The organism is Wolbachia endosymbiont of Madathamugadia hiepei, assembly GCF_013366855.1.
Lineage (GTDB): Bacteria > Pseudomonadota > Alphaproteobacteria > Rickettsiales > Anaplasmataceae > Wolbachia.
Genome location: NZ_WQMP01000052.1, coordinates 1 through 6,354 on the forward strand (window position 1 = coordinate 1; position 6,354 = coordinate 6,354).

Here is a 6,354-nt window from a genome sequence, read left to right on the forward strand (position 1 = left end):
GTTTCTCTATTTGTAGCTAAGTTAAACTACCAGTTTTTGCTACATCTTTCCTTATTTTCTCATGATAAACTTTTTTCACAGAGACTAGCTGATATTCCACTACATACGGCTTGATTTCCGGAAGATCAACTTTTTGATGAATATAGGATTTTTCACATATTGCAATCTCTCCCCCGCATTCGCAAGCAGATAACAACTCTACTTTTATCACCTCATCTGCTTCCATTTTAGCGCGATAATTACCCTTATGCCCCACCTGGCCGCCAACATTCCTTTCGCTTTTTGGCTTATTCTTTTTTATCTTGTACAGTTCCTTCGAGCTAGGCAGAGATGAATTCTTTGAGTTTAAACCAAGCTTTTCCTTCAATTGAGCGTTTTCAACCTTCAGAGCTTTATTTTCTGCTTTTAAATTTTCTATCTCTATTTTTAAGTTTTGCAAAGTTCTAAAAGATTTGCCATATTACCTCACTTTTGCTCTATGACTACCTTTTTAGCGCATCTTGTCTATCTCATTTTACTATTCCGCTGAACAGATACAACCGAGTTATAAGTTAGGAGTATTGGCCTGATTTTCTGCTTCTTTTCGTCGCTCGTCTTCTTGCTTCTGAAAGGATTGTTTTCGTTCTGCTCCATTGGCTCGTTGCCCAGGCTCAGTAGGCAGCTTACCCTTTTGAGTAAGCCGCTCTTCTGCTAAAGCAGGTTGATTATCTCTTCCAGCTCCCTTAACTGGAGTTTTTAGAATGTCACTAATTTTACTACTAATTTTACCACCCCATTCTTTCTCCTTTTCAGCATCAGGGTTATACAAAGTACCTTTCCTGTTATTTGAAAAAAGACTTTTGACTGCATTTACTTCAGTGACTAAAAGTCCAACAACAGCAATACTTAGCATAATTGGGCCAGTGCCAAAGATTAGTGCCGTAAAAGCAAAAAGAGCAACAGGAAGTAAAGATTTACGTAAGAACGTTGTTACCATTTCTTCATCACTAAGTGGTGGCTCATCTTTTTCTTTACCTCCACCTAAAAATGGTACTTTTTCTTTTAGCCCACTCATCAAGGAGCCAGAAACGTTTTTAGGATCTATCTTTATTCCAAACGGCCACCCAGCAAGCTTTATAAGTGAATCTTTAGCTTCTGTACCGCGTATATCATCTATACACTCATTAATTACTTCTTTTATTTTACTATTCTCTAAATTCTCTTTGCTAGCTAAATTTTTTTCTCTAATTTTCTCAAATACGGAAATTAAAAACTGAAGGAAATTTTCTTCACTTAGTGACTTTATTTTTTGATTAACATCGTTGAATATCTTTCCTCTATTCTCAAGTACAAAAGTAAAAATTTTCTTTTCATTTTTATTCTGTAGTCGAGGTACCCGTTCCTTTAATAACTTCAGATTACCCAGTAATTTTTGTTCTTGCTCCTTTGAAAGTTTCTCTTGCAGTTTCTTTGCTATTTCCTCCATCTCCTGTTGTGTTTGCTTTTCTGGGTTTTCTAAAGTATCTAGAAAAGCACGATAGATTAACTGATGTTCCTTTTTTTCAAAAATTTTCTTATCTTCGTTAGTTACCTTACTAGGCAGCTCTTGGTTTTTTGCTGGTGAAGATGATGTTTTAACTGTCATAAATGATCTATTTGCATTTACCTGTGTTTTAGTTGTAGCATATTTTTTATATTAGTTCAAATGATTTATACTCTCGGAATTTGCAGCGTTTAAATCATAATTAAGAAAATTTGAGCCCCAGTTTTCGCTAATTTTTACCTCCACTTCAAGCGGTACAGAAATTTTTACTGCATTTTCCATTACGTCTTTCACAAGTTTTGCTGTTTCTTGTACCTTATCGTTCTCTACTTCGACTAGTAGCTCATCGTGAACTTGGAGAATTATTTTACCAGCTTTTAACTGATCAAAAAGTCGAATCATTGCACTTTTTATTATATCAGCAGCAGTTCCTTGCACGGGTGCGTTTATCGCTGCCCTTTCTGCAAATTGCCTTAGGTAAGGGATTTTATTGTTTATGTCTTCTACAAAGCATCTTCTACCAAACAAAGTTTCTACATAGTCGTGCTGTCTCGCGATGGACATCTCCTTTTCCATATAGACCTTTATCTCTGGATAACAGGAGAAATAATAATCAATGTATTCAGCAGCTTCCTCAACGGTAATTTTAAACCGCCTTGCAAGGCCAAACGGGCTAATGCCATATATAATACCAAAATTAATGGATTTTGCCTTTTGCCTTAGCTGTTTATCTATCTCTGCACCTTCTCTCACTCCAAAAACTTGCCTTGCGGTGATATTGTGAACGTCTTGTCCATTTGCGAAAGCCTCTTTAAATGCTGCAACATCTGCAATATGTGCCAAGAGTCTTAATTCTATCTGTGAGTAATCGGCAGAAATTATCTTGTGTCCTTTTGGCGCAATAAATGCTTGCCTGATAAAGCTTCCCTCTTCACTTCTGATAGGAATACTCTGTAGATTAGGGTTACTGGAGCTAAGCCTACCTGTTGCAGTTGTTGAGAAGCTCGTGTGTACTCTACCATCAAGAGGGTCAACCCGCTTTATTAGCGCATCAGTATAGGTACCCTTTAGCTTGCTTAAGTGTCGCCAATCTAAAATCTTACTTGCAATTTCAGCTTCTTCCATTTCAAGTCCTTCTAGTACTTCAGAGTTTGTGCTATACGATCCTGATTTTAACTTTTTCTTCTTATTAAGCCCCATTTTATTAAACAAAACATCACTTAATTGTTTTGGCGAAGCAATATTGAATCTTTCTCCTGCCAAATTATATATATCATTCTCAAGCACAGTGAGTAACTGTTGAAATTTATCAGACAATTCCTGCAGTTTTTGAATGTTTAGTAATATTCCATTTTTTTCCATGCTGAGTATCACTTTCATAAGCGGCTTATCGAAGCGCTCGTAAATTGTAAAGAGCTTTTCCTGGAACAATCTTTGTGTTAGCTTTTCATGGATCGCTATTAAAGTTTTTGCTGAGAAAACCTCTACATTTTCACTCAAGTTATGTGCAATTATGTTTGGAATGCTGTGGTCGTGCTTTCCTGTGTCAAGGCTATATGACATTGTCATCAAATCATCAACTGAGCCTAGCACTTTTTCTATTGTAGGAAATGTTTCTCTGACCTGTCTAACATCATGTATTATTTTAAGCACCCCATTTAAAAACAAAACTGAGTTGATTGTGATTAGTGTATCTTGTAGGCAGTTTTGATCTATGTAGAAAATATCATCTTCACTGCAAGACAAGGAGGTTTTGCTGAGTACATTGTTTTCAAAGTGGCAATAGATTGCGATTTTGCCTTCATATCTGCAGTGCTCCAAAAATTTTTCCAACTCTTCACTACTATATTCTAATTTCTTTTCCGCGCTGGGTTTATTATAGGAAAAAAGCTTCTCCACTTTGTTTATCAATGAATTAAACTCATACTTCTTTAGAAAGGATAACAATTTCTCCATATTTGGAGGATGAACTTCATATTTTGCAACATCATGCTGAAGATCTACTTTCTCGCATAGTAATAAAAGTTTTCGTGAAATTAGTGCTTTTTCCTTATGTTCGGTAAGAATATTACGTACCCTCGTTTGCTCAATGCTACTAATGTTTTCCAGAATATTGTCCAAGGAACCAAATTCATCAAGCAATTTAGCTGCAGTCTTTGGACCTACTCCTGGAACGCCCGGGATGTTATCAGATGCATCTCCAGTTAGAGAAAATAAATCAAGAAGCCTGTTTGAATTTACACCAAATTTTTCTATTACTTGTTTTTCATCTATGTATATATTTTTGATAGGGTCGAATATTAAAATGTTGTGATTCAAGAGTTGAAACAAATCTTTATCTGACGAAACTACTACCGTTTTAAAGTCTTGGTGGTTGGCGTATTTCGCAGCTAGTGTTGCAATTATGTCATCTGCTTCATAGCCTTCAATCTCTTCATAGCTGAGATTGAAGGCTTCTACTGCTTCCCTCAGTATTGCAAACTGTGGAATCAGGTCCTCAGGAGGAGTTACCCTATTTGCTTTGTACTCGGGGTATAAATCGTGCCTGAAATTTTTTTTGCCAGAGTCAAATGCTATGGTCAAGTAATCCGAGTGAGTAATGTACTTAAGAACCATGTTTAGAAAGCCATACACGCCACCTATTGGCATACCGGTTGAGGTAACTAAATGAGGCAAAACGTAATAAGCTCTGAAAAGAAAGCCGTAACCATCGATGATTGTGAAAGTTTTTTCTTGCATTGTAGATATTTATGTGTGCCTTTGATAGTCTATTATTTGGATATAAAAATCAAGCCTTTGTTTCTACTTTTGAGCATCGCAAGAGACTTCGCCAAAAATAATATTTATGCATAGTTAATAGTTATCATTTAAAATTAAGTTGTATTGATAATAAATTGAGGGTTTGAAATGAGTAAAAAGACGGGAAAATCAAAAAGGTCGAAATCAGCGGTTCAGCCTATAAAGGCTATCAGTAACCCGATTATTCCTGACCCTGCTTCAGTCAAAAGTGAAAAAATACTAATAGAAGTTAGATCAAAAGCTAAAGCAAATAACCGAACTTTTGAAAAAGATAGAGCGCACCCCTTGTCAACTTTTAGCATTGACTCTGATGCAATATCAAGTAATAGTGGAGTATCGTCAAGCTCCAGCACAATAAGTGAGAGCGAAATGTTTGATACAAGTTCGATATCAAGTAAAAGCGAGAGATCGTGCAATGCAGTAAAAGATGACAAATATCAACAACAACTGCAGAACTCAGGCCAGCAAGAGTTTGCTGGAATTAGAAGGAGTGGCAGGAAGGTGCTTAGCCAAAAAAAGTTGAAGTTCCAACTATTTCTAAAAAGCCAAATAACTCTACTACACTTAGGAAAGAGTTTTCTCAGACAGAAAGCAAACCTCAGAAAAAAGTTGAGCAAACTGTTAGCCTTGATGATCGAATTAAAGCTCTACAGAATAGACAAAATGCTCTGCAGCAGAAGCTCACTAGCCTTAAGAAGCAGAGTAAAGCATTTATATTGATAAAGTCCAAAGAACAGAAAGCTAAAGAGAAGGAGCTGAATTCTCAATTAGAGAAAGTAACAAGAGCTAGATGGGGAGTTGAGCTTGATAGAAAGTTTGAAAGTGACAAAGACTCAAGAATTTTAGATTTTGTAAATAAATCTCGTGATGCAAGTAACTCTAATAATAAGCATCTAGAGGGAATAGATAAAATAGTACAAGAGCATTTTCGGCAGTATGGACACTATACATGCGATAACTGTAATGACTTTCTGAATTCAAGATCTTTTGTGTACAAATCCCTTCAGGAAATCCTAGATAGAGCTAATTCTGTGTATGAAGATAAACAAATCTTGCTCAGATATGATGCATATCAGGTTAAAAGTCTATTGCAAAGTGGTAACATAAAAAAGAAAGGAGATAAGAGAGCGCTAAAAGAGATATATGAAGACTTAAAGAATGAAATGAGTAAAAGCAGAAAGAACTTTGACTTGAAAGATGACCAATATATTCGTAAATTGAGGGAAAGTAGAAGCGCATCACCAGATTCAATTATAAAATCTGTACAAACAGTTCAACAGTCGCAGCACTCCAGGTCCTGAGAAACAGAGTCCACCGTTGCTGCAATAGACTCTTGCATAACTAGCCAGTTTTTGGTATGCCATGAAGCGAAAAAACTACTTGACAACCTTCGCCGTTACCCTTTATTATGACAACAAGGGTATTTCTGAACTCAAAACTTGTTTTTGATCTGCAGGCTCAATGACAAAATTCAGTAAAAAACTCAGGGTATTTTTTGGCAGATTGTATCAAATTATAGCGGCTGCGTGTCTTTTTCATTTTTTCTACATTCAGCCAAATCGCGCTTGAACTAAGCGTCAGCAAATTATTATAGCGCCAATTTAAAGTATTATAGAGTCAAAACTCGCCACTCGGAGTTTTTTTGCTTTTTTTGCTTGGTAAATTTTTTAATGTTTATAGCTAGTCTCTGTGAAAAAAGTTTATCATGAGAAAATAAGGAAAGATGTAGCAAAAACTGGTAGTTTAACTTAGCTACAAATAGAGAAATTACTAAATGGCATATTATATAAAAGAAGGAAATTGAAAACAAGTTTTTAGTTTTTTGAAAAGCGTGAAAGGAATACACAGCAAGAGCAAAGAGAAATTGAGAATATTTGTGGAAACAGTGTGGTACATGGCCAAAAGTGGCTGCCAGTGTAGGCTTTTACCTAAAATATATGCCAATTACAGGAGTATACACAGGCGATTTAAAAGGTGGTGTGAAAAGAAAACTTGGGAAAAGTTGCTTAAATATAGACAAGAGGCAGATTTGG

The 6,354-nt window shown here is 35.9% G+C and carries 5 protein-coding genes and 1 pseudogene; 3 read left to right on the forward strand and 3 right to left on the reverse strand.

The genetic code is table 11. The features are described from left to right. Positions 1–85 precede the first annotated feature (85 nt). From GO685_RS02700 to polA, 3 genes and pseudogenes are all read right to left on the reverse strand, one after another. Positions 86–424, reverse strand: a pseudogene (locus GO685_RS02700) (DUF6444 domain-containing protein); the annotation flags it as partial. 120 nt (positions 425–544) lie between these two features. Continuing rightward, on the reverse strand, positions 545–1,624 hold the full coding sequence (locus GO685_RS02705; protein ID WP_175937469.1) for a hypothetical protein: 1,080 nt from the start codon (positions 1,622–1,624) through the stop codon (positions 545–547). Positions 1,625–1,675: 51 nt separating this feature from the next. Further along, complete coding sequence (polA, locus tag GO685_RS02710) at positions 1,676–4,261, reverse strand: DNA polymerase I (protein WP_175937470.1); 2,586 nt, start codon at positions 4,259–4,261, stop codon at positions 1,676–1,678. Between the two features lie 168 nt (positions 4,262–4,429). On the opposite strand from polA, the gene GO685_RS02715 reads away from it, so the two are divergent. From GO685_RS02715 to GO685_RS02725, 3 genes are all read left to right on the forward strand, one after another. Continuing rightward, positions 4,430–5,041: a hypothetical protein gene (locus GO685_RS02715; RefSeq protein WP_175937471.1), complete on the forward strand. Its 612-nt coding sequence runs from the start codon at positions 4,430–4,432 to the stop codon at positions 5,039–5,041. Then, complete coding sequence (locus GO685_RS02720) at positions 5,038–5,622, forward strand: hypothetical protein (RefSeq protein ID WP_175937472.1); 585 nt, start codon at positions 5,038–5,040, stop codon at positions 5,620–5,622. Before GO685_RS02715 ends, GO685_RS02720 begins: the two co-directional genes overlap by 4 nt. A 530-nt stretch (positions 5,623–6,152) precedes the next feature. Then, positions 6,153–6,354, forward strand: a 202-nt coding sequence (locus GO685_RS02725) for a transposase (RefSeq protein ID WP_343033207.1), incomplete at its 3' end; no start/stop codon positions are given.

What these genes read in the sequence shown, in the direction of transcription:
- GO685_RS02715 (WP_175937471.1), top strand. Translation starts at nt 4,430, where the DNA reads ATGAGTAAAAAGACGGGAAAATCAAAAAGGTCGAAATCAGCGGTTCAG.
- GO685_RS02705 (WP_175937469.1), bottom strand. Translation starts at nt 1,624, where the DNA reads ATGACAGTTAAAACATCATCTTCACCAGCAAAAAACCAAGAGCTGCCT.
- polA (WP_175937470.1), bottom strand. Translation starts at nt 4,261, where the DNA reads ATGCAAGAAAAAACTTTCACAATCATCGATGGTTACGGCTTTCTTTTC.